Raw genomic sequence first — 25,930 nt, 5'->3', positions numbered from 1 at the left:
GGCAGGCAACAGAGGGGAGGAAACCGCCATGTCGCTTCGCGTCGCCAGTTCCATCGCCACGTCGGCGCTGCGCACGTCCGAGGTCGGGATCGCCGTCGCCTCCTCCAACGTCGCCAATGCCGATACCGACGGCTACACCCGCAAGGCCGCGTCCAACGTCACGCGCAACACCGGCACCAACATCTCCAGCGTCGATGTCACCGCCGTCAGCAGCAATGTCGACCGCTTTCTGCTGAAGACCCTGGTCGCGGCGCAATCGGACCTCGGCTACACCGACACCCGCAACAGCTATCTCGACCGGATGCAGTCGGCCTTCGGCAGCGTCAGCGACGACGACAGCAGCGGCACCGACATCGGGTCGATGATCGACGCGCTGGCCGACACGCTGGGCACGCTCGCCACCTCTCCCGAAAGCGAGAGCGCCAAGGCGGCGGCCGTGCAGGATCTGTCGGATCTGGCGGCGACGCTGCGCAACACCTCCTCCTCCATCCAATCCCTGCGCGCCCAGGCCGACGACGGGATCGCCACCACCGTCGACAGCATCAACGAGACGCTGAAGAGCATCGATTCCCTGAACGACCAGATTGTGAAGGGCAAGGCGCTCGGCCAGAACGTCACCGACCTGGAGGACCAGCGCAACACCGCGCTGAAGAGCCTGGCGACCAACATCGATGTGACCTATCAGGTCGACGACAGCGGGCTGATGCGCATTTCCACCGCGTCGGGCAAATCGCTGCTCGACGGCAAGGTGCATGAACTGTCCTACACGCCGGCCGCCTCGGTCAGCGCCAGCACGGTCTACAATGCCAGTGGCGGCAGTGGATTTGGCGGCATCATGCTGAACGGCACCGATATCACCGGCTCCTCGCTGGGTGGGACGCTGGGCGCCCTGGTGCAACTGCGCGACACCGACCTGCCGGCCCAGCAGGCGAGCCTTGACGAACTGGCGACCACCCTGATGGACACGCTGAACGCGATCCAGAACCAGGGCACCTCCTACCCCGCCCCGCAAAGCCTGACCGGCACCGAGACCGTCTCGGCCGGCGACGCGCTGAAGGTGACCAGCGGCACGTTGCGCGTCGCCGTCACCGACAGCAGCGGCACCGCGGCGGAGGTCCTCGACATCGACCTGTCGACCATGTCGACGCTGCAGGATGTGGTCGACGCCATCAACACGATGAGCAATGCGTCCGCCTCGATCTCCGCCGACGGCAAGCTGGTGATCTCCGCCAACGACGCGAGCAACGGCATCGCACTGGGCGGGGATAACGGCGCATTTTCCGATGCGTACGGCATGAACGACCTGCTGACCGGCACCGGCGCCTCCGACATCAAGGTCGCGACCCGCATCGCGGGCGACAGCAGCCTGCTCGCCACCAGCGCCCTGTCCTCCACAAGCGGGCTGTCCGCCGGCGACACGGTGCTGACCAGCGGCGAGGGATCGGTGGCGCGGGCGCTATCGGCGGCCTTTTCCACCAGCTACGATTTCGATGCCGCCGGCGGTCTGAGCGCGCGCCGGACGACCTTCGCCGGCTATGCCGGCGCGGTGATCCAGGGTGCGGCGACGCTCGCGGACAAGGCATCGACCGCCTACGACAGCCAGAAGACCTACACCAGCAGCCTTGAATCGACCTTCTCGTCGCAGAGCGGCGTGAATGTCGACGAGGAGACCGCGGCGATCTCCACCCTGCAATCCGCCTACGAGGCCGCAGCCGCGGTCATGAAGACGCTGCAGGAGATGTTCAGCACGGCGCTCGACATGGTCCAGTAGAGGAGACCGCGATGGAACGGGTCGCGACCTACAACCATCAGAACACGCTCGTCCAGTACATGATGAAGGCCGAGGCCAAGGTGGCCGCGGAACAGATTCGCTCGGCGTCGGGACTGAATTCCACCGACTACAAAGGCATCGCTTCGGACAGCGGCCGGTTGATCAACCTCGAAAGCCATTACCGCCGGCTGGAACAGTATATCGACGAAGGCGAGGTCGTGAACGGCCGCATCCAGTCGATGTACGACGCCGTCGGCGGCATGTCGGACCTGACCTCCCGCCTCAGCGCGCTGATCACCGGCGTGCAGGGCAACAACGCGGCCGGTATCGAAGGCGTGGTGGCGGAAGCCGCCCAGCTGATGCAGGAGTTCGGCGGCCTGTTGAACACGCGCCAGGACGGTCGTTACCTGTTCGCCGGCGGGCGCACCGACCAGCAGGCGGTCGACCTTGACGGCTACACCGCAGCGACCTATCCGTCGAGCGCCGACACCAGCTACTACAAGGGCGATTCCACCGTCTCCCATTTCCAGGCGGCAGATGATTTCGTGCTGTCCTACGGCGTCACCGCCAACCAGCCGGCCTTCGAGAAGGCCCTGCGCGCCTTCAGCCTGATCGCCAACATGTCGACCGAGCCGGTCGACGACGATCTGCTGGCCGAGGCGACGCAGCTCGCCTCCGACGCCACCGACGGGTTGGCGATCGTTCAGGCCAAGCTCGGCGCCGCCAGCTCCTCGCTGGAGAACACCATCGACCGCCATGTGGACGAGCAGCTGGTGTTGCAAACCCAGGTGGACGACATCCGCAGCGTCGATCTGGCGGAATCCACCACCAAACTATCTCAGCTCCAAGCCTCGCTGGAAGCAACCATGAGCCTGATGAAGATCCTCGAAGAGAACAACCTGTCCAAATATCTGTGACGGCGGTGCCTGATATCTGTGTTGGCGGGGCCTGCGCAAAAAAAGCGCCAACCCGATCGAAAAAGCCCGCCAGCTTTCGCCCCATCCCCCGTGAGTCCCATTGAGGGTCGCCGAAACGGCCCGGTTCGATCAGGAGACCACATCATGCCCGTCATCTCGACCAACACGGCTTCCAATTCGGCACTTCGCTACCTGAACATCAACTCGACCAACCAGTCGGACTCGGTCTCGAAGATCGCCAGCGGTTCGCGCATCACCAAGGCGTCGGACGACGCCGCCGGCCTCGCCGTCGGCACCTCGCTGAAGTCCGACGTCACGGTGCTGAACCAGGCGGCCACCAACGCCTCGCACGGGTCGTCGATCCTGCAAACCGCCGACGGCGGCATGTCCAGCATCTCCGACATCGTGCAGCGCATGCGCTCGCTGGCCACGCAGTCGCTGTCCGGCTCGGTCACCGACAATGAGCGCTCATATCTGGATGCCGAGTTCCAGCAATTGCAGGACGAAATTGACGGCATCGCCTCGGGCACCCGCTTCAACGACGAATCGCTGCTCGACGGCTCGACTAACTGGGCCTCGGGCGTGAACTTCCGCGTCGGCACCACCTCGAACGACAACATCACCGTGACGATCGCTGGCGTCACCACCACGGGGTTGGGTATCAACACGCTGGACGTCGGCACGTCCGCCACCGCCGCCGCCGCGCTGACCGCGCTCGACGCCGCCGTGACCACCCTGTCGGACGCCCGCGCCGATGTCGGCGCGCTGATCTCGCGGTTCGAATTCCGCAGCGACATGATCGACACCACCATCGAGAACACCGAGGCCGCCCAGTCCGCCATCATGGACGTCGACGTGGCCCAGGAGCAGTCGAAGCTGGCATCGGAGAAGGTCCTGACCCAGGCCGCCATCGCCGTGCTGTCCCAGGCGAACCAGATGCCGGAAAATCTTCTCTCCCTCCTCCGCTGACGGTTCGCAAGGCCGCCGGCCAGGACACGTCCCGCACAGCCTCACACACTCGTGGGGCGCGTCCCCCGGCGGCCGTTTCCCAATCGCCATCAGCGCCATGGAATTCACGGTCATGACCTCTTCACGGCCGTGCCATCAGCCGCCCGTCGGGCGGCCGGAGCCGGGAGAGTTCTGCAATGACGACGGTCAGTTCCACGACGTCCAGCACGGCCGCGAGCACCGGCTATTCCGCCCTGTCTTCCAGCGCTTCGGGCACCGGCATCGATTATGCCACCCTGATCGAGGGGAAGGTCAATGCAAGGCTGGCGAAGGCCGACCGTATCGATGCCAAGATCACCGCGAACGAAGCGAAGATAACCGCCTACACCGACCTTCAGGACAAGCTGCAGGCGGTGAACACGGCACTCGACGGTCTGCGCAATCGAACTGTTTCGACCGGCGCGTCCTCCAACCTGTTCAGCCGGCGCACCGCCTATGTCGGCAACGACGACGTGTTCAGCGCCACGGTGGACGACAATACGGAAGTCGGCACCTATTCGGTCGTTGTGCAGCAGCTTGCCACCAAGCACAAGATCGCGGCCGACAGCGTCGGAAGCAAGACCTCGGCGCTGGGCTATTCCGGCAGCTTCACGCTCCAGGCCGCCGACGGCAGCGCCGTCACCATCCAGGTGGACAGCGACGACAGCCTGACCGACCTGCACGACGCCATCAATGCCAACAAGTCGACCAGCGGCGTCACCGCCAGCATCATGCAGGTCAGCGACGGCAGCTATCAGCTGATCCTGACCTCCAACAACACCGGCCAGAGCATTTCGCTGAGCGACGGGGGCGATGGCGGCGGCAGCGGCGTCCTGTCCTCGCTCGGCCTGACCGACAGCGACGGCGCCATCAAGAACGAACTGATCGCGGTGCAAAGCGCCATCGTTCAGATCGACGGCGTCACCATCACCCGCAGTTCCAACACCATCGGCGACGCCATCGAAGGCGTTACGCTGAACCTCTACAGCGCCAGTCCGGACACGGCGGTCTCGATGGAGGTGTCTACCGACCTGTCCTCGATCAAGTCGGCGATCACCAGCTTCGTCGACGCCTACAACGAATACCGCGACTTCGTTCTGACACAGCAGGCGACGACCAGCGACGGCACGGCGTCCAGCGACGCGACGCTGTTTTCCGACAGCCTGCTGCGGCAGATCGTGCGGTCGATCAACAGTGCGCTCAACACGTCCGTCACCACCGACAGCGGAACGGTGCTGTCACTCGCCTCTCTGGGCATCAGCTTCAACAGCAAGAACGAGCTGGAACTGGACGAGGACACGCTGAACAGCATCCTCAGTACCGACGTCGACGCGGTCAAGCAGCTGCTTGGCCTTAACATGACTTCGTCGTCCAGCCAGATGTCGCTTCTCCGTTATACCAGCAGCGCCTCGGCGCTGTCCTTCAGTCTGGACATCGTGCGCGGGGACGACGGGACCCTCACCTCGGCCTCCGTCAACGGCGACAGCAGCCTGTTCACCGTCAGCGGGAACCGCACCGTCGGCGCGACCGGCACCGCCTATGAAGGCATCGTTCTGGTCTATACCGGCAGCAGCGGCAGGGTGGACGTCGATTTCTCGCGGGGGTTGGCCGACAATCTGTTCGGCGTCATCGACGATGCGTCCGCCACCTACGACAGCGACCTCGCGACCGCCATCAGCGACCTGGAAACCCGGGACACCGAGCTGGAAAGCCGGTCCACCGACATCAAGACCAAGGCCGAGACCTACCGCAGCACCCTGACCGCCTATTACGCCCGGCTGGAGGCGGCTGCCGAGACGGCTGCCCTTCTGCTGAAACAGCTGACCTACAAGGACAGCAGCGACGACAGCTGACACCCGGTCACGGCACATCCCATCCAGAGGATTTGGCGCCATGCGCAATTCCGCCTATTCAAAAGCCCTGAATGCCTACGCCGTCGCCAACAGCGCGGTGCCGCCGCTGGTCGCCGTGGTGCGGCTGTACGAACGGGCGATGACCCATCTCCATGCCGCCCGCGACGCCGCTGCGGACCGCCGGTTCGAAGCGCACCACAATGCGATTCGAAATGCGATCATGGTGTTCGCAGGCCTTGATTCCATTCTGGTTTTCGACAAAAATGAGGATGTCGCGCTCACGCTTCGCCGGTTCTACCACCGGCTGATCGCGCAGGCCGGCGCCGCCGCCAGCCGGAAGGATCCGGTGGCGGCATGCGATTCGCTCATCCGCCAGACGTCCTTCATGCTGAAGGCTTGGCAGGCCATCGCCGCAGAACGCGGCGGGCCATCCACTGTCGTCGGTGCGCCGGCCAAAGGGCCGCATGCATCCGTCGTCGGGAGAACGATGGATCATGCAAATGGCGGATTCTCGGCTTGACCTTCCGTGGGAGGAGTCCAGCGTCGGGCGCTCCATGTCCGGGGACCTGAGCCGGGGTCCCGCCTCCGGTGTCATCATCCCCACGAATGAGGACAGCGACGAAGCGCTGATGGCGCAAATCCGCGCCGGCAGCCAGACGGCTTACCGGCGGCTGGTGAATCGCCACCTGAAACGCACCTACGCGCTGGCCCGCCGCCTGACCGGCAACGAGGCCGAGGCCGAAGATGTCGTGCAGGACGCCTTCCTCCAGGTCTGGCAGCGCCGCACCCAATGGAGCGACGTCGGTGGCGCCCGGTTCACGACCTGGCTGTACCGCGTGGTGGTGAACCGCTGCATCGACCACAAGCGCCGGCCGGTCGGGCAGGATCTGGAAACCGTGGCGGAGCCGTCGGACAGCGCGCCAGACGCGGTCAGCACCATCCACCGCCGGCAGGTCGCCGCACGTTTGTCCGACGCCCAGAACAAGTTGACGCCGCAGCAGCGTGCCGCCGTGACGCTGTTTTATTACGAAAATTTAAGCAACGCCGACATCGCCGCCGTTATGCAAATCAGCGTCGGTGCTGTAGAGTCGCTTTTGAAACGTGCGCGCCAACAGCTCCGGCTGCTGCTGCGCGCCAGTGCGCAGGCGGCCAGGGATTCGTTCGATGACGGATGAGGAGTTTCGCGATCGGCTCGATCGCTATGGAGGCGACCTCGCCCTCTGGCCGGCCGATGCAGCCAGGGACGCGCGGCGCCTGCTTCTGCGTTCGGTCAAGGCGCAGGCGATGCTGGATGAAATGGTGACGATGGAACTGGCGCTGGGGCAATCGGAAGACCGTCCGCCGCCGGACCTTGCCGACCGCATCTTCGCCGCCGCCTTCCGCCTGCCGCCGTCCAACCGGACCTTCGACGAGGATGGCGATCAGCCGCCGCGGCTGATGTAGGCCGGTCAGCCACCCGCCACCCGCCGCAGTTCCCCCGCGATCCGCTCCAGCGCCTGCTCAAGCCTTTGCCCGCCCAGCGGCTGGAACAGGCGCATCGACGGATACCAGGGTCGCACAGCGCTGCCGAGTTGCGTCCAATCCCGGTGCCCAAAGCGCCAGACCGGCACACCCAGCGCGCCGGCCAGCTCCGCCACCGAATTCGCGGGCGCGATGACGAGGTCGAGAGCCGACACCAACGCCGCCGTCTCCTCGAAATCGTCGCGCAGGTCCAGCCCGGTCCAGCCATAGATCGGCTTCCCGAACCGGCGCTCCGCCGCCAGGACCTCGCGCTGGCACTCGTCATATTGCAGGTTGACAAAGGTGACGCCGGGAACAGCAAAGACCGCGCCCCAGGCGTCCAGCGGCAGATAGGCGCTGCGGCGGTCGGCGGTCATCAATTGGCTGCGCCAGCTGATGCCGACGCGGAGGTCGTCGCCCGCGCCGTCCAGCCGCTCGCGCCAGTCGGCAACGCGGCCGGCGTCGGTGAACAGCCAGCAGGATCGCGTCGGGAAGGCCGATAGCTGTTCCCGCAGGAGACGGGGGACCGAGCCGGCCGGAATGTGATAGTCGCAATCGACCGTCTCCGCCTCCGTCAGCCCGCAGGGTGGCTGCTCGGCTCGCACGGTCGCCTTTGGGAAGGAGCGGGCGAACAACGGCACCAGCCGTCGCTCGCATTCGATCACCACGTGCTCCGCCATCCTGATCAGGTCGGGATAGCAGGAAGCGAACAGGAACTCGTCGCCCACCCCCTGCTCACGCCAGAGGAACAGCCGCTTGCCGTCCAGCGGCTCACCTTTCCATTCGGGAATGGTGAAGCGCCGTTCCGGACGGACGCGGCCGGCTTTGAAACGGAAGGCGTAGTCGGCCCAGCCGGCGCTCAGCGCGCCGCGTTCCAGCGACAGCAGACCGCGGTTGAAGCGGGCCAGCGCATGGCCGGGTGCGGCGGTGACCGCACGCTCCAGCCAGCGGCCGGCATCGGCCCGCCCCTGCCGCTGTTCCGCCAGGCCCAGGGTGCAGAGCGGGTCGGCCGACGACGGCGCCAATGCCAGGGCTCTGCGGCAGGCGGTGTCGGCCTCGACCGGACTTTGGGCGCCGTTCAGCGCATAAGCCAGCACGGCATGCAGCGGCGCATTACCGGGCATCAACCGGATGGCGCGGCGAACCTGCACCACCGCTGGACCGAAGGCCTCCCGGTCGGACAAATCGCCGCCGAGGTTGCCCAGCGCATCGGCGAAGGCAGGGTGCAGCACGAGCGCATGTTTCCAGCAGGCATCCGCCTCCTCCCGCCGTGCCTGCGCCTTGCAGGCGTTGCCGAGATTGTTCCAGGCCTCCGCCCGGCACGGCTCGCTGGCAACGGCACGGCGCTGCCAGCGCTCGGCACGGCCTTGATCCCCCAGCGCGGAGTCCGCCAATCCCAGATTGACGAGTGCCGGCACATGGCATGGATCGAGTGCAAGCGCGACACGGAACCGCTCCTGCGCTTGCCCATGGCGCCCCAAGGAAAGCAACAGCAGTCCCAGGTTGTTACGGGTCTCGGCATGGTCGGGCTGGCGCCGGAGGGACTCGATGTAAGCGTTTTCCGCTTCGTCCGGTCGGCCCAATGCCTGCAGCGCGGCCCCCAGATTGGCCCAGACCGATCCGCTCTTGCTACCGAGTTCGATGGCTTCCCGATAAACGACGGTGGCCTCGGCCACTGCGCCCCAGCGGCGCAGCGCATTGGCCAGCGTAACGCGGGGGGCGGCATCCTTGGGCCGCAGCCTCGCCGCCAGCCTGTAACAGCCGATTGCCGCACCGGGCTGCCGCAAATCCTCAAGGGCACGGCCCATGCCGAGCAGCGGTTCGGCCGCACCCGGCATCAGACGCGCCGCGGCACGGTAGCAACGCAGCGCCACCACCGACCGCGCCTGCCGCCCGGAAACGGCCCCCATCAGGCACAGCGCGTCGGCATCGCCGGGATCCACCGCCAGTGCATGGCGGGCACTGGCGAGGGCGGCCGTCACCTGTCCCTCCTCCAACAATATTTGCCCCAGCGCCAGATGGTAGGAGCCGATCAACGCATTGGACCGTGCTGCGGTGTCGAACAGACGGGTGGCGTCGGTCCGCCGTCCATCCTGTAGGGCGATATGACCTAGCAGATGGGCGGCATCGCCATGCGTCGGGTCGATGCGCAGGATTTCGCGATAGAATCGCTCCGCCCGCTCGGTTTGTCCGGCGTTGTGATGCTGGACCGCCAGACGCAGCAATCCGTCGGTACGCCGTGTCGCGTTCCCGTCCATGGTCGTCACAGTTCCATCGAATAAACTGGTCAGCGGCATCCGAGGCCGCATCTTTCCGTTTTACGGTGCCAGCGCAGAACTCCTGCGCGGGCGTGCAACTTTTCGGTCGCGGTGGCAGCCCTCAGTTTTCAGCCGAGCGACGATCTCGCCCCGACGTTGGCGCATAAAGCGCCGGAGGCCGGCAATCGGCGCAGCGACCTGACGCTCGGGAAGATTGGCTGGGGATCGGGAGGGCGGATCACCGGCAAAACGCGCGCAGCAAAAAGCCCGCCGAGCGTTAGCTCAGCGGGCTTTTCTTAACTTGGTTGCGGGGGCGCGAAGCCACCGAGAATTGACTCTGCCGCCGGTGCCGATCTGATCGACTCCTACCCTGTCCCTTGCCCGTCGCCAGCGACGCTTCCGACATGCCCCAAGGACCGCTTCGGATCGTGTTGCGACGCATGGTGCAGGATCTTCTCTGGAGAAACGCCTCGGCATAGCCTCCCGGGGCTGGTGCAAACGCGCCGATCCCGCACAACAGGCCAGTCATTGCGGGTCTTCAGCAGAGTTGGTAACCAAATTGATCAGAGAACGGCGAGTTCGTGGAACCAGCGCTTGAACACATCGGTGGAGCCGGAAACCGGCTGGCGCAGGCGTTGCCCGGTGTCTCTGGCATCGCTGGGCGTCATTCCAAACGCCGACCTGAATGCACGGCTGAAGGCGGCTTCGGAGCGAAAGCCCCAGCGATGGGCAATCTCAGCGATGCGCTGGGACCGGTGCGCCGCAGTCAGGTCGGCCAGGCTGCGGTCCAGCCGCCTCCGCAGGATATGGGCGGCCACCCCGCCCAGCGGTTCGAACAAGCGGTACAAGGTGGGGCGGGAAAGGCCGAACGCTTCGGCGATCTGGGTCGCTCCAAACCCCGGATCGCCGAGATGCCCGTCAATGTAGCGTTTAATCTCCGCCATGCGGGACGCCTGCATCTCAGGCCAGACGAGGTCGAGCGCATTGACGGTCGGCCCTAGGCAACCAGCGATGAAGCTGGCTGCACCTTTGGTCACGGTCATGGCCTCGCGCGAAGACAGCTGGCCTGCCACCCGATAGAGGGACTGGATGTGAGCGGACAACAGGGAGCCGATCGAGCTGCCGCCGCGCAGCACCAGCCCATGAAGCTCATCCGGCGCGGCCACCAGCGGAGCCAGCATCTCCCGCGGCAGGCAGAGAGTCAGGGTGTCGACGTTGTAATCCACCGTGTGGACCGTCTGCGCCAGATCCAGGATGCAGACGTCGCCAGACCGCACGTCGACCTCGCGCCGCCCCATCGTCCCACAGGACCCACCCTTCACCTGCAACTGGATCAGATAATGGTCGATGCCGCTGCGGGTGATCACCTGGGGGGTGCGGTGGAAGGTCTGCGTCACTGTTGTGCAGCGGCCGAGCAGCACGCCGCCCAGATGGTAAGTCTGTAGGCTACCGCGAAAGCCGTCGAAATCCTCCTTCGACAGGCTTATGTCGAAGATCGGCGACATCTGGTCCCGCCACTGCCCGAATCCCTCCTCCGCCGGCATGGCCGAGCTGTCGAAGCGAAGTACCGGAGCCGTCATACCGGGTTCCGTCACATGGGCCGCATCGGACATCGATCGCACTCGAACAATTCCCCTCCGAAAGGGGAAGCATCCGCATATGCCCTCTGTCAAGCATCAAGGGGGGCAGCATCCACGGGCGACACTTACCCCCTCCTCGCCACTGCTACTTTCCGGGAGCGCCGGCGGCCGCATAGGCGTTGCGCAACCCCTTGGCCGACAGCGGCAGTGTCACCGCCTTTCCCGCCCCGTCCGAAAAGCCGAGGCTGATCGGCTGCGTGGCGTTCGCCAGGGCGTCGAGGCTCTGCTTGGGCAGTTCCGCTTCGGCAAGGCAGGATTGCAGGCAGCGCCGGAAGGTGAGCGATGCCACCTGCTTGTCGCCGACACGGATGGCGACGCCGGGCGGCAGCAGCACGCCGGCCGGCAGTTCGGCCAGGATCTTGTCCCCGGCAGCCCCGGTCGGTCGGCCGATCACGACCTGCGCGACGATCCGGCCGTCCGGCCCGGCGATCGTCTGCACGGTTTCGCACAGCTTCGTTTCCTTGGTGCCGTCGCGCTCGGTCTCGCAACGCACCAGCCAATCGTCGTAATTGGCCGTCGTCCGGTTCGGTGCCGGAACGGGAGTCGGCTGCTGCGCTGCCGTGCCTGCTGCGGACAGAAGGATCACCAAAGGCAAGACGGCGCCCGGGAAAACGGTGCCCCGGAAAACGATGTTTCGGCGGGTCATGGTCACGATGCTCGATCGTCCTTTCAAGACGGGATCGGTGGTGGAGGATCAATAGGTGGCGAAGACGCGGACCTTCAGGTCGAAATCGCCGGCCTGCCGCTTGCCTTCGTCGGCCAGCGCGACCGCGGCGGTCAGGTTCGTCGTCACATGGTCGGCGACGCGGTAGTCGAGGCCGAGACCGGTCCCCGCCAGGAACAGGTCGCGGCGCGCACCGATGTCCTTGCCGACTGCGCCGTCGACGAAGGCGAAGGGCTGGAGGATGTCGCCCCGGACCAGCGGAACGCCAGGCAGGCGCAACTCGTTGCGCAGGATGACGCCGCGGTCGGCCGCCCCGTTCCCCAGGTCGTAGCCGCGCACGGCATAGAGCCCGCCGAGCGCGATCTGTTCGGTGTCGGGCAGCGCCTGCCCGGCGAACTGCACCGTCAACTCGTTGGTCAGGCTGATCCCGCCGCCAAGGTCGGTGCTGCGGTTCGCGACGCCGGTCACATAGGCATAGCGCGCCTTCCGGACCCGGCCGTTCGAAAAGGCTGTCCAGCCCGCATCGTCGTTGTTGGCCATCACGCCGCCCGGATTGATCTTGCCGATCAGGCTCAGCGCCGTCGCTCCCAGCCGGTCGCCCCAGCTCCGGTCCCAACCGAGGCCGACCTGGACGACGTCCACGCGCGCCCGGCCGAGACCGGCGCCGTCGAAGAAGGTCCGGCGGTCGAGCGTCTTGGCCTCGACCCCGGCCTGGACATCGCCGAGATGGACACCGGGCAGCAGGCTGGACAGCGCGGCGCGGTAATAGACCGGCAGCTCGAAGAAATTGTTGTCGGAGGTGAAGGAGCCGTTCCTCTGCCGCGTCGCCACGAAGTTCGGGCTGATCTCAATCGCCTGGCGGGCGGCGGTGGGCAGGACGAAGCGCGCCGAATGGCTGAGGTAATGGGCACGCTCGCCGTCTCCGGGGAACAGGCGCCCGGCACCCGCGAACAGGTCGCGCGATCCGGTGGTCTGCCACGACCCGTAGGCATCGCCAAGCTGGGCAAGGCCGAAGCCGGCACCGAGGAAGAAGCGGTTGCGGTCGGTTTCCCGCGTGCCGGTGTTCGCATAGCCGGCGAAGACCTGCCACGGCTTCTGCGGGAACAACTCCAGTGTCAGGTCGGAGCGGCCCAACCCGTCGCCGGGAGAGAAGACGCCCTGGACGCGGCGGTAGGGGTAGCGGTTCAGCCAGCGCAGATCCTCGTCGATCCGAGCCACCTCGATCCGCTCCCCCTCCGCACCGCGGATGCCGGCGGCGATAGCGGCAGCGCGCCCGTCACCCTGGCCGTCCGCTTCCCCCTGAATGGAGATTTTCCCCAGGGCAAATTCGATCACCCGCAGGGTCAGGGTGCCGGCGGTGACCTCCTGCGGCGGAATGCTGACCGACACGAAGGGATGGCCGGCCTCGCGGTAAACTCCGGCGATGGCGGCCTGCGCATCGGCGATCAGCGCCATCGACAGCGGCTGCCCGATGAAGCCGGAAAGGGCGGTGCGCAGGTCGTCCCGCAGCGCCTGGTCGGTTTCGGCACCGCCGATGCCGATCCGGCCGGTAAGGATCCCACCGGTGCCGACGTCTGCCCCGCCCGCCGCCCCGTCCGCCGCCCCTCCCGCCGATGGGACGGCGGCATCGCGGCCGATCAGCCTGATGGCGCTCAACTCGACGCCCAATGGGGTCCGGTCCGCCGCGGCCCCGTTGCCGGGGTCGATCGAGAGCGTGTTGGACGGTTCGGCCGGCCGGGGCGGCGGGTTGCGTTCGACCGGCAGGGATTGCGCCAGCACTCCCCCACCCGTCAGGGCAAGGGCGCCCAGCGCCAGGGCACCGAAGGACAAACGGAAGGCGGTTGCGGGCATCAGGGGGACTTCACACTCAGGAAGGTTCCGAGGAAGCGGTTGGCGGGATGCGGAAGCGAGGCGCAGCCTTCGCCGCCCGCCGCCCTGCAGACGTCTTGCGCGCCGTCCTTGCGGGTGTCGGCGACCTCTTGGCCGGTGACCTCCGACGCGGGCGCTGCCGACATGGAGGCCGGCGACGCGGACTCCGACGATCCTCCCGCTTCGGCCGGGCGGCCGGGGGTTGCGATGGCCGGTCCCGACAGAGTGCCCGGTTCGATCAGGCGCGCCGGCAGGATGGCGGCCAGACCGGACGGCTGGGGCGATACCGTCAGCAGCCCCGGCGTGAAGCGCAGGTCGTAATTGTCCCCGGCGGTCAGGCCGCCCTGCGTGATGGCATAGGCTCCGGCCGGCGATGCCGCCGTCGCCAGGGTTTCCGGCAGGCCGTCGATCCGGTCGCCGTCCAGCGGCCCGGGGCCGACAATCCGGTAAGTCAGGGCCGGGTTGGCGGTGCCGGACAGCCGGGCGGCATCGTCCGCCGCGACCGTCAGCAGCCTCCGGCCGATCGTCAGCCTGCCATCGGCATGGCGGATCACATAGTTGCCGCTGGCCGCCCCCGACAGCGTCCCACCGGTCGCCGTGATGCGGTAGCCGGCCCCAGCCGCCGACCGCGAGCGGACGTCGGTGGACAGGGTGACGCCCGACAGCAGGGCATCGGTCTGGCCGTTCTTCCAACCCGTCACCGAGTATCCCAGTGCCGGCACGGCGTCGCCATAGACCATCGTGCCGTCGGAGGCACTGACCGTCAGCAGGGCCGGCGTGACCGAGAAGGTGCCACCGGCATGGCTGAGCCTGTAATTGCCAGTCGCCGCACCCGACAGCGTCCCGCCCGCCGCCATGGTGCGGTAGCCGGTGCCGACGTTCGAGAGGGAGGTTGCGTCGGTGGAAGCCGCGACGCCCGAGAGCAGCCCGTCACCCTGGCCGTTCTTCCAGCCGGACACGCTATAGCCCAGCACCGGCACGGCATCGCCATAGACCATGGTGCCGTCCGCCGCGGTCACCGTCAGGGTGGCAGGCGTCACCGAGACTTTGCCGTCCACACGGTTGAAGCTGTAATTGCCGGCCGCCGCGCCCGATAGCGCGCCGCCCGCCGTCATGCTGCGGTAGCCGGTGCCGACGTTCGAAAGCACCGTCGCATCGCTGGAGACGGCGACGCCGGAGAGCAGCCCGTCACCCTGTCCGTTCCTCCAGCCCGATACGCTGTAGCCCAGCACCGGCACGGCGTCGCCATAGATCATGGTTCCGTCGGCCGCCGTCAGCGTCAGGGTGGCCGGCGTCACCGAAAGGCTGCCATCCAGATGGCGAAGCGTGTAGTTGCCGACGGCGGCGCCCGACAGCGTACCGCCCGTCGCGGCGATGCGGTAGGCGCCGACATTCGATTGCGCGGCGGCGTCGGTCGAGACGCCGACGCCCGACAGCAGATTGTCGGTCTGCCCGTTCTTCCAGCCGGCCACGCTGTAGTCCAGCCCCGGCACAGCGTCTCCATAGACCATTTCGCGGCTGCCCGCCGTCACCGTCAGGATGGCCGGCGTCACCGAGAAGCTGCCGCCGACATGGCTGAGCGTGTAATTGCCGGCGGCGGCCCCCGACAGCGTGCCGCCCGCCGTGGTCGTGCGGTAGGAGGTGCCGACATTCGACAGGGAGGTGGCGTCGGTGGAGGCGGTCACGTCGGACAGCAGCCCGTCGCCCTGGCCGTTCCTCCAGCCCGATGCCGTATAGCCCAGCACCGGAACGGCGTCGCCATACACCATCGTGCTGTTGGCCGCCGTCACCGTCAGCGTGGCAGGCGTCACAGAGAAGCCACCGTCCACACGGCTGAAGCTGTAGTTGCCGGTGGCGGCCCCCGACAGTGTGCCGCCCGTCGTCATCGTGCGGTAGGAGGTGCCGACATTCGACTGCGATGTGGCGTCGGTCGAGACGGTCACGCCCGACAGAAGCGCGTCGGTCTGATCGTTCTTCCAGCCCGTCACGCTGTAGCCGGTCAGCGCCGGCACGGTGTCGCCATAGACCATGGTGCCACCGGCCGCAGTCACCGTCAGGGTGGCCGGCGTCACCGAAAAGGCACCGTCCACACGGTTGAAGCTGTAGTTGCCGGATGCGGCACCCGACAGCGTGCCACCCGCCGTCATCGTCCGGTAGGACGTGCCGACATTCGAGGCGGCGGTGGCGTCGGTCGAGACGGTCACACCCGACAGAAGCGCGTCGGTTTGGCCGTTCTTCCAGCCCGTCACGCTGTAGTTGGTCAGCGTCGGCACGGCGTCGCCATAGACCATCGTGCCACCGGCCGCCGTCACCGTCAGGGTGGCCGGCGTCACCGAGAAGGCGCCGTCCGCACGGGCAATCGTATAGTTGCCGGAAGCGGCACCGGAGAGCGTCCCACCCGTCGCCGTGGTGCGGTAGGAGGTGCCGACATTCGAGGCGGAGGTGGCATCGGTGGAGACGGTCACGCCCGTCAGCAGCTCATCGGTCTGCCCGTTCTTCCAGCCGGACAGGCTGTAGCCCAGCGTCGGCACGGCGTCGCCATAGAGCATCGTGCCGTCCGACGCCGTCACCGTCAGGGTGGCCGGCGTCACTGAGAAGCCGCCGTCCGCACGGGCAATCGTGTAGTTGCCGGTGGCAGCACCTGAGAGCGTGCCACCCGCCGTCATGGTCCGATAGGCGGTGCCGACGTTCGATTGAGACGTCGCGTCCGTGGAAACCGTGACGCCCGACAGCAGCCCGTCGCCCTGGCCGTTCTTCCAGCCCGCCACCGAATAGCCGGTCAGCGTCGGCACGGCGTCGCCGTAGACCATCGTGCCGCCGGCCGCCGTCACCGTCAGCGTGGCGGGTGTCACCGAGAAGCCGCCGTCCACACGGGCAAACGTGTAGTTGCCGGTTGCAGCGCCGGAAAGCGTTCCGCCCGCCGTCATCGTGCGGTAGGCCGTCCCGACATTCGACTGAGACGTCGCGTCCGTGGAAACCGTGACGCCTGACAGCAGCCCGTCGCCCTGGCCGTTCTTCCAGCCCGCCACCGAATAGCCGGTCAGCGTCGGCACGGCGTCGCCATAGACCATCGTGCCGCCGGCCGCCGTCACCGTGAGCGTGGCGGGCGTAACCGAGAAGGCCCCGTCCGCACGGGCTATCGTATAGTTGCCGGTGGCGGCACCGGAGAGCGTCCCGCCCGCCGTCATCGTGCGGTAGGCCGTCCCGACATTCGACTGAGACGTCGCGTCCGTGGAAACCGTGACGCCAGACAGCAGCCCGTCGCCCTGTCCGTTCTTCCAGCCCGACACCGAATAGCCGGTCAGCGCCGGCACGGTGTCGCCATAGACCATGGTGCCGCCGGATGCCGTCAGCGTCAGGGTGGCCGGCGTCACCGAGAAGGCGCCGCCCACATGGCTGAGCGTGTAGTTGCCGGTGGCGGCACCCGACAGTGTGCCGCCCGTCGCCGTGGTGTGGTAGGAGCTGCCGACATTCGAGGCGGAGGTGGCATCGGTGGAGACGGTCACGCCCGTCAGCAGGGCATCGGTCTGGCCGTTCTTCCAGCCGGACAGGCTGTAGCCTAGCGTCGGCACGGCGTCGCCGTAGACCATGGTGCTGTCCGATGCCGTCACCGTCAGGGTGGCCGGCGTCACCGAGAAGCCGCCGTCCACACGGTTGAAGCTGTAATTGCCGGTGGCGGCACCCGACAGTGTCCCGCCCGCCGTCGCCGTCCGGTAGGTGGTCCCGACATTCGAGGCGGAGGTGGCGTCGGTCGAGACGGTCACGCCCGACAGCAGCGCGCCGGTCTGGCCGTTCTTCCAGCCCGTCACCGTATAGCCGGTCAGCGTCGGCACGGTGTCGCCATAGACCATGGTGCCGTCGGATGCCGTCACCGTCAGCGTGGCCTTCGTCACCGAGAAGGCACCGTCCGTACGGGCAATCGTGTAGTTGCCGGTGGCCGCCCCCGACAGCGTCCCGCCCGCCGTCATCGTGCGGTAGGAGGTGCCGACATTCGAGGTTGAGGTGGCGTCGGTCGAGACAGTCACGCCCGACAGCAGCGCGCCGGTCTGGCCATTCTTCCAGCCCGTGACCGTAAACCCCGTCAGCGTCGGTACGGCGTCGCCATAGACCATCGTGCCGCCGTCGGCCGTCAGCGTCAGGGTGGCCGGCGTCACCACGGCGCCGACATTCACCACGCGGGCCGCCCCGCCGAGGCCGAAGCTGCCGGTCACCCCCGACGCGTCCACGAGGTTCAGATAGGTCCCGACATTGGCGCCGGCCGCCAGGGTGCTGGTCGCTCCGCCGCTGATCCGGTTCCACACCGACCCGCCCAGCACGGCAATGGGCACAGTCGCCGGATCGTCGCCATAGACGGTGTTGTGGACGATGCCGACCGCGCCGGACACGCCGAACAGCAGCGGCGCTCCGGTGCCGTCAGCCGGCGCCCAGGCCAGGGCGTCGAGGCCGCTGAAGCTGCTCGCGTCGCGCATCTGCGCGCCGGTCAGCCCGGTCATGCCGGTGACGGCCCCGGCCCCCGCGCCGGCCGCCCGGCCGCTGGACTCGGTGTTCCAATAGGACAGCGTGACGGTGCCGTCATTGCGTCCGGCCAGCCCGCCGAGTGCGGTGCCTTGGCCGGCCACGGCGCCGGTGGCGTAGGACTGGGCGATGCTGCCGCCCGTCCCGTTGGTCCCGGCCAGCCCGCCGACCCGGTCGCCCTGCCCGGTGACCGCGCCGGTGGCGTAGGTCTGCAGGATGGTGCCGTCATTGACGCCGGCCAGCCCGCCGACGCCGTCGCCCTGCCCGGCCACCGTGCCGGCGGCATAGGATTGACGGATGGTGCCGGCGTTGCTGCCCGCCAGCCCACCGGTGCCGGCCCCCTGTCCGGTCACGCCGGCGCGGGAGAAGGACTGGAGGATGGTGCCGCCATTGGTCCCGGCGATGGCGCCGACCCGGTTCCGGCCGGTGATGGCGCCGGTCGCGTCGAGGCCGACATTGCTCACCGTGCCGCCGGTGCCGATCTTGCCGAATAGGCCGACATCGTCGCTCGCCGGCCGGTTGATCGTCAGCCCGCGGACCAGATGGCCGCGCCCGTCGAAGCTGCCGGTGAAGCCGGCGCCCGCCAGCGGGGTGAAGCCGCCCGTCCCCCAGATGCCGGCGGCACTGGCGCCCGACGTGGCCTGGGCGTCGATGTCGGCGCCGAGCCGGTAGGACCCCGCCGGGTTCGCATCGATCAGCTGGAGCTGGTGGAGGTTGGTGATGGCGGCGCCCCCGTCGCTTCCCGCCTTCGCCGCCTCCCACCGCCCGATCGGTCGCATGTCCCCGGACTGGTACCAGTCCTTGGTGAAATCCCAGCCGACATAGGAGGATGCCTGTCGCGCCTCGGCCGTGGTCAAGCCGGTCAGGCCGGTCACCACCTTGTTGCCGACGCCGTTCTGCTGTCCGCTGGTCTGCGTGTCCCAATAGGAGTTGGTGATGGTGCCTTGAGTATGCTCGCCGATGAAGCCGCCGACGTTGGTGGCTCCTGTCACACTGCCGGAGGCATAGGACTGATCGATCCCTGCATAACTTCTTCCGACAAGCCCTCCAGCCCGATTCCCTGCCGCAGTGACCGATGCGACCGCGTAAGATCGTTTGATCCGATCCAAGGGGGATTGTGAATTTCCAACAAGACCACCAACAATACTTTGGCCAGAAACACTTCCAGTGAAGTAAGAGCTTTCGATAGACACTCCACCTTCAATAGATCCTACAAGACCTCCAACAAAAATTTGTCCAGTAAAATGACCATCGGTAATTCCAATATTTTTGATAATGGCATTATTATTAGCAGATCCAACTGCTTGGCCAAAAAATCCGACGTACCGCTCATTTGGACGGTTGATGAATAGTCCTTTGATTACATGACCGTCGCCATCGAAATTTCCTCGAAATCTGACGCTTAAGTTCCCAATCGGATAAAATCCGCGCTCGCCCCAGATCCCCGCGGGGTTGGCGCCTGCGGTTTCAGACGCGTCGATGTCCATGGCCAACCGATAGCTGCCCTTGGGATATTCGGTCCAGCCATCGCTCGCGTTTATCAGGACGAGCTGATGCAGATTGCTGACGACCCTGTAGCCGTCCGCTCCTGTCCTGGCCGCCTCCCATACCCCGATGGGCCTGAAGTCCGGGCCTATATCGAAGATATTCGAGTACCATTTGTAAGTACCGGAGCTGAAATAATTCCCGTCCGCTACGACGCTGGAATCCCGGATCTCGTCTGATGTCAGGCCTCTCAGTCCGGTGGTCGTGCCGTTGCCGACGCCGACGCCACTCCCGAGACCGGTGGTCTGCGTGTCCCAAAAGGACCATTCGACCGTGCCGCCGTTGGCACCGATCAGGCCGCCGGCATCCTGCCCCGTCACGGCGCCGGTGGCATAGCTCTCGGTCACCGTGCCGCCGTTGTCGCCGATCAGACCGCCGACCGACCTCGTTCCCGTCACGCTGCCCAGGGCGTAGGCTTCGGTCAAAGACCCTGCGGTCATCCGTCCGACCAAGCCCCCCACCTGATCGCCCCCGGCCGTTACGGCGCCGCTGGCATAGGCCTGGAGGATCGTCCCGCTGTTGCTGCCGACCAGCCCGCCGGCCGCACCGCCCTGTGCCGTCACCGCGCCGGTGGCGAAGGACTGGCCGACCGTCCCGGCGTTGCTGCCGACCAGCCCGCCGACCTCGCCGCCCCGCCCGGTCACCGTGCCGGTGGCCGACGCCCAGTTCACCGTCCCGGCATTGCTGCCGGCCAGGGCTCCCACCCGGTTCGCCCCCAGCACGCTGCCGCCGACCATGCGGACGTCCCGCACCACGCCGCCGGCGCCGACGACGCCGAACAGGCCGACATCGTCGCTGCCCGGCCGGTTGATCGTCAGCCCGTCGATGGCATGATCCCGGCCGTCGAACCGCCCTGTGAAGGGGGTGGCGGCACTGCCCAGCGGGGCGAAGCCGGCGCCGCTGTTCCAGCCGGCGGTGGCCTGCGCGTCGATGTCGCGGCCCAGCGCGTAGGTGCCCGCCAGATTGCTGGCGATGGCCTGGAGATTCTCCGCCGAGTTCACCAGCATGAAGCCGGTCACCGCCGTGCCCGCCCCGGCGATGCCGGAATAGTCGGTCGGCGCGGTGTAGGCGGTGGGATTGTAGAGGATGGACGCTCCGCCGGAGGCCGTGACGGTGGCCCCCGCGTCAAACCGCACCGTTCCCGTCCCGATGCCGCCGTAATCCGACCACAGCACCACCTGCGCACCGCGCATGGCGGCGCTCACCGTGACGTCGCGCTTGGCCAGCAGCGAAAGGTTGGATCTGGTTTCGCCGGTGACGGCCGCGTTCACCGCGATGTCGCGGCCGGCCTTCAGCACGATCATGCCCTCGTCGCCCTGGGCGGTGAGGGCGGCATTCACCGTGATGTCCCGGTACGCCGACAGGGTGAGCATCGTCGACTGGTTCCAGGTGAACGGTGCTGCCACCGTGATGTCGCCGGCCTGGGTGCCGCCGTCCCCCGTCGTCACCAGGACATTGGCCCAATTCAGCGCCGACTTCAGCGTGTCCACGTTCAGCACGCTGTCGGCGGCGCTGGCGCTGAAGCCGGACATCCCGCTGTCGGCGGCATCGGAGATGGTCAGGTTGTAGGGGTCGAGCAGCAGCGTGCCGAAGCCCGCCGTCCCGCGCAGGTCCGCCGTGCCGGTGAAGGCCAGACGCGCCTTGCCCGACACCTCCGCGTCGCCGCCCTTGCCGGCGCCCCGCGCCGAAACCGCTCCGGCGAAGGCGGTGTCACCGTCGGACCACACGACCACCCGGCCGCCGTCCCCCCGCGTCCCATCGGCGCGGAGTTGCGCCCCCGCCTCCACCGTGACCGTCCGCGCCGTCGCCACCGGCTCGGCGAGGTAGCGCGTCGCAGGGGTCCGCCCGCCCTGGTAATCGCCGCCGACCAGCAGCGTGCCGCCCGAGGCGCCCGATACGTCCAGCGCCGCCTTGCCGGTCAGCACCACCGCCTTGCCGGTCGCCACCAGCGTGCCGCCGGCCCCGGTCGTTCCCGAGGCATCGAGCCTGCCGGACACCGTCACCGATCCGCCGGAGACGCGGATGTCTCCGCCCGCCCGCTCCGGCCGCCGCGATGGGCGCGGCTCCCGCTTGGCGGTCTTCCCCGCGCTCTCCGCCTTCGTGGCGTCCGGCTTCGCCGCGTCGGGGCGCCGGCTCTCCTCCTCGGTCCGGCGCTGCGCCACCACCGGGCTCTCGACGGTGACGCTGCCGCCGTCGCCGGCTGTCAGGAAGACGCGCCCGTCCCGCTTGGCGACGCCCGTCGCCTTGACCACGCCGCCGGTGTTGCCGGCGAGCGCGTAGACGCTGCCGCCATTGGCCCGCATCTCGGCGTTGGCCGCCGCCAGCGTGCCGGCATTGACCGCCTCGGTGTCGGACCCGCCGACCTTGACCGCGAAGCGTCCGTCGGCGTCGGCCGTCTCCTTCGCCAGCACCTCGTAGCCGGCCAGCAGCGCCGCCGTTCCCTTCGGCGCCGAGATTTTGCCCTCGTTGCGTACGGAGCGGGCGATCAGCGCCACGTCGCCGCCGCGCGAGGCGATGGTCCCCATATTGACCACGGCGGCCTTGGAGTCCCCGGCGAAGGTCAGGTCGCGCTGGGCGGCGAAGGCGGCATCGGAAACGTCGTGGGTGGAGGCGTAAAAGCCGCCGCCGGTATCGACCCGCCCCTCCTTGCCGACGACGATGCCGGCGCGGTTGACCAGATAGACCGATCCGGTGGCGGTCAGCGAACCGTCGATACGGGAGGGCAGGCTGCCGGTGACGCGGTTGAGGGTGGCGCCGGCGCCGTTCTCGACATGCACGGATTTGCCGCTGCCGATGGAGAAGCCCTGCCATTCGACGGTGCCGGTGCGCGACCCCTGTTCGATCCGCAGGCCGCCGGGCTGCTCGACGATGCGCCCCGACCCGGCGGTGAACCGCCCGCCGGTCGGCAGAGCCTCGTCGGCCACCGCGGAATGCAGGGGCGTGAGCGCCGTGCAGCTCATCAGGGCGAACAGCAGGCCACCCGGGCCGATGAGCTGTCCGGCGGAGCGTGGCCGCCTGTCGGTCGAATGTCGCATGCCTCTGACGCCAACCTCTGTCGGGTGGGCGGCGAAAGGGGCGCGGCCGGTGCGCGGTGTAGAGGCAGCCACGTCCCGGCGACCCATCGGCCCACGGTAATTTTTTTAGTCGAGGGCGCAATTTACCGGATCGTCCATGGTTACACTCGTCGATCCGTCCCAAAGATTTGACATTGCGTCTCAATACGAGAGTTCCGGCCAGCGGCGGGGGACCGGACTAAACCGCGATCTTGCAGGCGACGACGGACGCCTGCTATCGACACCCGTGTCGGGCGCGCGGCGAGGCTTCGGAACAATGAGGCAAGTCATCACGATGGGACCCCGTGAGGCGGCGGAACGCCGGCCGATCCCGACGCTGTTGTTCGATCCGCAGGAGACCATGGGCCGGGCCGGCTTCACCCGGTGGCGTGATCTGCTGTCGATCCTCTTCGAAGCGGAACCGGCTGGCGCGGCGGACGAGACCGGCCTCGCCGGATCGGCGACGGCCTTCCATCTCGGGAGCCTTCTCATGCTGCGGATCGGCGGGCCGGCAATGGCCCTGCGCCGCACCAACGCCACCATCGCCCGAGACGCTTTGGACCATTGCATGGTTACGCTCTATCTCGAGGGTGGCTGCACCGTCTCGAAGGGGGGAGTACGGTCGCAATGCGCACCGGCGACATCGGGTTCCTGAATTTGGGGTGTCCCGTCACCGTCGAGACCTCCGCGTTCCAACTGCTGGCCCTGGTGATCCCCCGGGACGGGCTGGCCCCCCTGGTCAAGGTGCCGGAAGCCCTGCATGGGCTGGTGCTGCCTGCGGATTCGGCGGTCGGGATGCTCCTGAACGACCATTTGCGCGCGCTGGACGCGCAGCTTCCCGCTCTGGACGCCTCCGCGGCGATGGCGGTCGCCGACGGAATCGCCGGGCTGATCGCCGCATGCGTCGGATCGGCGATCGACGCCCGCAGTCCGGTCGATGAACCGCGGGGGGCGTTGCTCGACCGCATCAAGGAATTCATCGAGATGAGGCTCGAAGCTCCCGAACTCGGGACCGCCCTCATCTGCGACAGCTTCGGCCTGTCTCGCTCGGCTCTCTATCGGCTGTTCGAACCGCTGGGCGGGGTGGCGAAGCATGTGCGGGACCGGCGGCTAGCGCGGGCACTGGATGATCTGGTGACCCCCCGGCAAGACCGCCCGCGGATCGTCGACATCGCCTACCACTGGGGCTTCGGCTCCGAAGCCTCGTTCATCCGGGCCTTCCGGACCAACTACGGCATGTCGCCCGGAGAAGCACGGGAAACGGCCCGGTATGTGCGGCGGACCGCCCGGAAGGACGCCGCGGCGATAGAGCGCGTCCTTCATCGCTGGATGCGTTCACTGACGCCGCAGGCGTCACAAGGCGGAGCGATCCGGCGGAGTTGACCGTACTGTCAGCTTGGCCGACCGGCGTTGCGGGCCCGGGCGCGAATGCGGTTCGCGTTTCGATCCACGCCCCCGCGTAGGGGGCGACGCGGCAGCATGTGCCAATAGGTGCCGATGCGGTTGTTTCGATCCACGCCCCCCGCGCAGGGGGCGACTGCCGCTCAGGCCGATGTGGTCAAGGCACCTGCCTGTTTCGATCCACGCCCCCGCATGGGAGGCGACGCGTGCCGGTCAGCCACGTCTCGGCCGGCTTGGTGTTTCGATCCACGCCCCCGCATGGAGGGCGACCAGCCCGGCACCCCGGCGGTGCAGTGGCCGCTGCCGTTTCGACCCACGCCCCCGCGCAGGGGGCGACGCGATCAGGTCGGATCCGAAGGTGCCGAAGGTCCAGTTTCGACCCACGCCCCTGCGTGGGGGCGACTCCTCGGTCCCCGCCGTGAATTCGGCCTCTTCGGTGTTTCGATCCACGCCCCCGCGTAGGGGGCGACCGCCGGCGCGGCCCCTCCACCGCTCCCGCCGGTACCGTTTCGATCCACGCCCCCGCGTAGGGGGCGACAGCCGCTTTGCTGGGTCATCGGCGCATTCGTCGGAGTTTCGATCCACGCCCCCGCGTAGGGGGCGACGTCAGCGCCCTGTGGTTCTGGAAGCGGAACAAGCTGTTTCGATCCACGCCCCCGCGTAGGGGGCGACTCGGAGTGACGATCCACTTGTTGTCCTTGGCGAAGTTTCGATCCACGCCCCCGCGTAGGGGGCGACCAGCTTGCGGCCGCGCACCCGGCGGACGAGCAGGTTTCGATCCACGCCCCCGCGTAGGGGGCGACTGGAACACTCCGGCTCGATTGAGACCCTGACCAAGGTTTCGATCCACGCCCCCGCGTAGGGGGCGACGGGCGTGCCGGTCCAGATGGCCGGATAAGCCCTGGTTTCGATCCACGCCCCCGCGTAGGGGGCGACGAGCCTGAAATGATGACCGCCGACGAAGACCAGATGTTTCGATCCACGCCCCCGCGTAGGGGGCGACCCAACGGCGCCATCCAGGCCGACAAGTGGCTGGAGTTTCGATCCACGCCCCCGCGTAGGGGGCGACCGTCCATGCCTCCACCCAAGCGTCAAAGGTTGGCAGTTTCGATCCACGCCCCCGCGTAGGGGGCGACGCGCGCAAAACAAGCGGCATGGGCGCCTCCTGTGGGTTTCGATCCACGCCCCCGCGTAGGGGGCGACCGCCTATGGCATCTCCGGCAAGGTGGACCGCATCGGTTTCGATCCACGCCCCCGCGTAGGGGGCGACGCACCTCGACCGGCACGCCGGCGACGCCACGGGAGTTTCGATCCACGCCCCCGCGTAGGGGGCGACGCGGAGCACCAGTTTCGACTTGCTCACAAGAGCGAGTTTCGATCCACGCCCCCGCGTAGGGGGCGACTGGCGCCGCGGACGTGGGGCAGCAGGTAGTCGACGTTTCGATCCACGCCCCCGCGTAGGGGGCGACGCCTTGACCCATGCTCTGGTGAGCAAAGATGAGGCGTTTCGATCCACGCCCCCGCGTAGGGGGCGACGTCTTCCGTCTGCCGCAGCCACCACTCTTGCCTGGTTTCGATCCACGCCCCCGCGTAGGGGGCGACCGCTCGGGCTGGATGCCGGCGGCGTCGGAGCGACGGTTTCGATCCACGCCCCCGCGTAGGGGGCGACCACGTTGACAAGCTCATCACCGTGCCGCTGACGGAGTTTCGATCCACGCCCCCGCGTAGGGGGCGACGTCCGGGTCTTCGTCAGCAAGGGCGGAAAGCCAGGTTTCGATCCACGCCCCCGCGTAGGGGGCGACGCGTCATCTCCGCCGCTCTGAAGGCGCAGGCAGCCGTTTCGATCCACGCCCCCGCGTAGGGGGCGACGTCCGGGTACAGCCTTGCGGGGCGGGGCAGGACTTGTTTCGATCCACGCCCCCGCGTAGGGGGCGACCAGCCGGAGCATTCCGTTCGT

At 67.8% G+C, this 25,930-nt stretch carries 14 protein-coding genes and 1 CRISPR repeat array (1 of these 15 only partly in view); of the genes, 9 read left to right on the top strand and 5 right to left on the bottom strand.

Annotated features, from left to right (window positions below; all coding sequences use genetic code 11):
• Window positions 1-28: 28 nt before the first annotated feature.
• The 7 genes from flgK to AB8P05_RS16125 all read left to right on the top strand — a co-directional run bounded on the left by flgK (window position 29) and on the right by AB8P05_RS16125 (window position 6,971).
• The gene (gene flgK, locus AB8P05_RS16155) at window positions 29-1,771 is read left to right on the top strand and encodes a flagellar hook-associated protein FlgK (RefSeq protein WP_472760068.1); all 1,743 of its coding nucleotides are present in this window, start codon (window positions 29-31) and stop codon (window positions 1,769-1,771) included.
• An 11-nt stretch (window positions 1,772-1,782) separates the two neighbouring features.
• On the top strand, window positions 1,783-2,688 hold the full coding sequence (locus AB8P05_RS16150; RefSeq protein WP_472760067.1) for a flagellin: 906 nt from the start codon (window positions 1,783-1,785) through the stop codon (window positions 2,686-2,688).
• A gap of 144 nt (window positions 2,689-2,832) precedes the next feature.
• Window positions 2,833-3,657 carry a flagellin gene (locus AB8P05_RS16145; protein WP_472760066.1) on the top strand — a complete coding sequence of 275 codons (825 nt, stop codon included), beginning with the start codon at window positions 2,833-2,835 and terminating at the stop codon, window positions 3,655-3,657.
• A 176-nt stretch (window positions 3,658-3,833) separates the two neighbouring features.
• Window positions 3,834-5,528: a flagellar filament capping protein FliD gene (fliD, locus tag AB8P05_RS16140; protein WP_472760065.1), complete on the top strand. Its 1,695-nt coding sequence runs from the start codon at window positions 3,834-3,836 to the stop codon at window positions 5,526-5,528.
• A 40-nt stretch (window positions 5,529-5,568) separates the two neighbouring features.
• The gene (locus AB8P05_RS16135) at window positions 5,569-6,048 is read left to right on the top strand and encodes a flagellar export chaperone FliS (RefSeq protein WP_472760064.1); all 480 of its coding nucleotides are present in this window, start codon (window positions 5,569-5,571) and stop codon (window positions 6,046-6,048) included.
• A 34-nt stretch (window positions 6,049-6,082) separates the two neighbouring features.
• Entirely contained in the window at window positions 6,083-6,703 is a 621-nt protein-coding gene (locus AB8P05_RS16130) for an RNA polymerase sigma factor (RefSeq protein ID WP_472760063.1), read from the top strand.
• On the top strand, window positions 6,693-6,971 hold the full coding sequence (locus AB8P05_RS16125; protein WP_472760062.1) for a hypothetical protein: 279 nt from the start codon (window positions 6,693-6,695) through the stop codon (window positions 6,969-6,971). The genes AB8P05_RS16130 and AB8P05_RS16125 overlap by 11 nt, the downstream gene beginning before the upstream one ends.
• 5 nt (window positions 6,972-6,976) lie before the next feature.
• On the opposite strand, the gene AB8P05_RS16120 is transcribed toward AB8P05_RS16125, so the two are convergent.
• From AB8P05_RS16120 to AB8P05_RS16100, 5 genes are all read right to left on the bottom strand, one after another.
• Window positions 6,977-9,286, bottom strand: a complete 2,310-nt coding sequence (locus AB8P05_RS16120; RefSeq protein WP_472760061.1) for a tetratricopeptide repeat protein — start codon at window positions 9,284-9,286, stop codon at window positions 6,977-6,979.
• Between the two features lie 563 nt (window positions 9,287-9,849).
• Complete coding sequence (locus tag AB8P05_RS16115) at window positions 9,850-10,899, bottom strand: AraC-like ligand-binding domain-containing protein (protein WP_472760060.1); 1,050 nt, start codon at window positions 10,897-10,899, stop codon at window positions 9,850-9,852.
• 112 nt (window positions 10,900-11,011) lie between these two features.
• On the bottom strand, window positions 11,012-11,512 hold the full coding sequence (locus AB8P05_RS16110; protein WP_472760059.1) for an invasion associated locus B family protein: 501 nt from the start codon (window positions 11,510-11,512) through the stop codon (window positions 11,012-11,014).
• Window positions 11,513-11,620: 108 nt separating this feature from the next.
• Window positions 11,621-13,441: a ShlB/FhaC/HecB family hemolysin secretion/activation protein gene (locus AB8P05_RS16105; protein WP_472760058.1), complete on the bottom strand. Its 1,821-nt coding sequence runs from the start codon at window positions 13,439-13,441 to the stop codon at window positions 11,621-11,623.
• Window positions 13,441-22,554, bottom strand: coding sequence for an MBG domain-containing protein (locus AB8P05_RS16100; RefSeq protein ID WP_472760057.1), 9,114 nt, complete (start codon window positions 22,552-22,554; stop codon window positions 13,441-13,443). Before AB8P05_RS16100 ends, AB8P05_RS16105 begins: the two co-directional genes overlap by 1 nt.
• Window positions 22,555-22,867: 313 nt before the next feature.
• Here AB8P05_RS16100 and AB8P05_RS16095 point away from each other — a divergent pair, with 313 nt between their 5' ends.
• Window positions 22,868-23,227, top strand: a complete 360-nt coding sequence (locus AB8P05_RS16095; RefSeq protein ID WP_472760056.1) for a hypothetical protein — start codon at window positions 22,868-22,870, stop codon at window positions 23,225-23,227.
• Window positions 23,200-23,955, top strand: coding sequence for a helix-turn-helix domain-containing protein (locus tag AB8P05_RS16090; RefSeq protein ID WP_472760055.1), 756 nt, complete (start codon window positions 23,200-23,202; stop codon window positions 23,953-23,955). Before AB8P05_RS16095 ends, AB8P05_RS16090 begins: the two co-directional genes overlap by 28 nt.
• A gap of 455 nt (window positions 23,956-24,410) precedes the next feature.
• A CRISPR array of direct repeats spans window positions 24,411-25,930; the repeat unit is 32 nt; unit sequence GTTTCGATCCACGCCCCCGCGTAGGGGGCGAC; it runs 443 nt beyond the window's last position.

This window comes from Azospirillum sp. VT-I1 (assembly GCF_055698305.1).
This window is presented reverse-complemented; position numbering and strand designations above follow the sequence as displayed.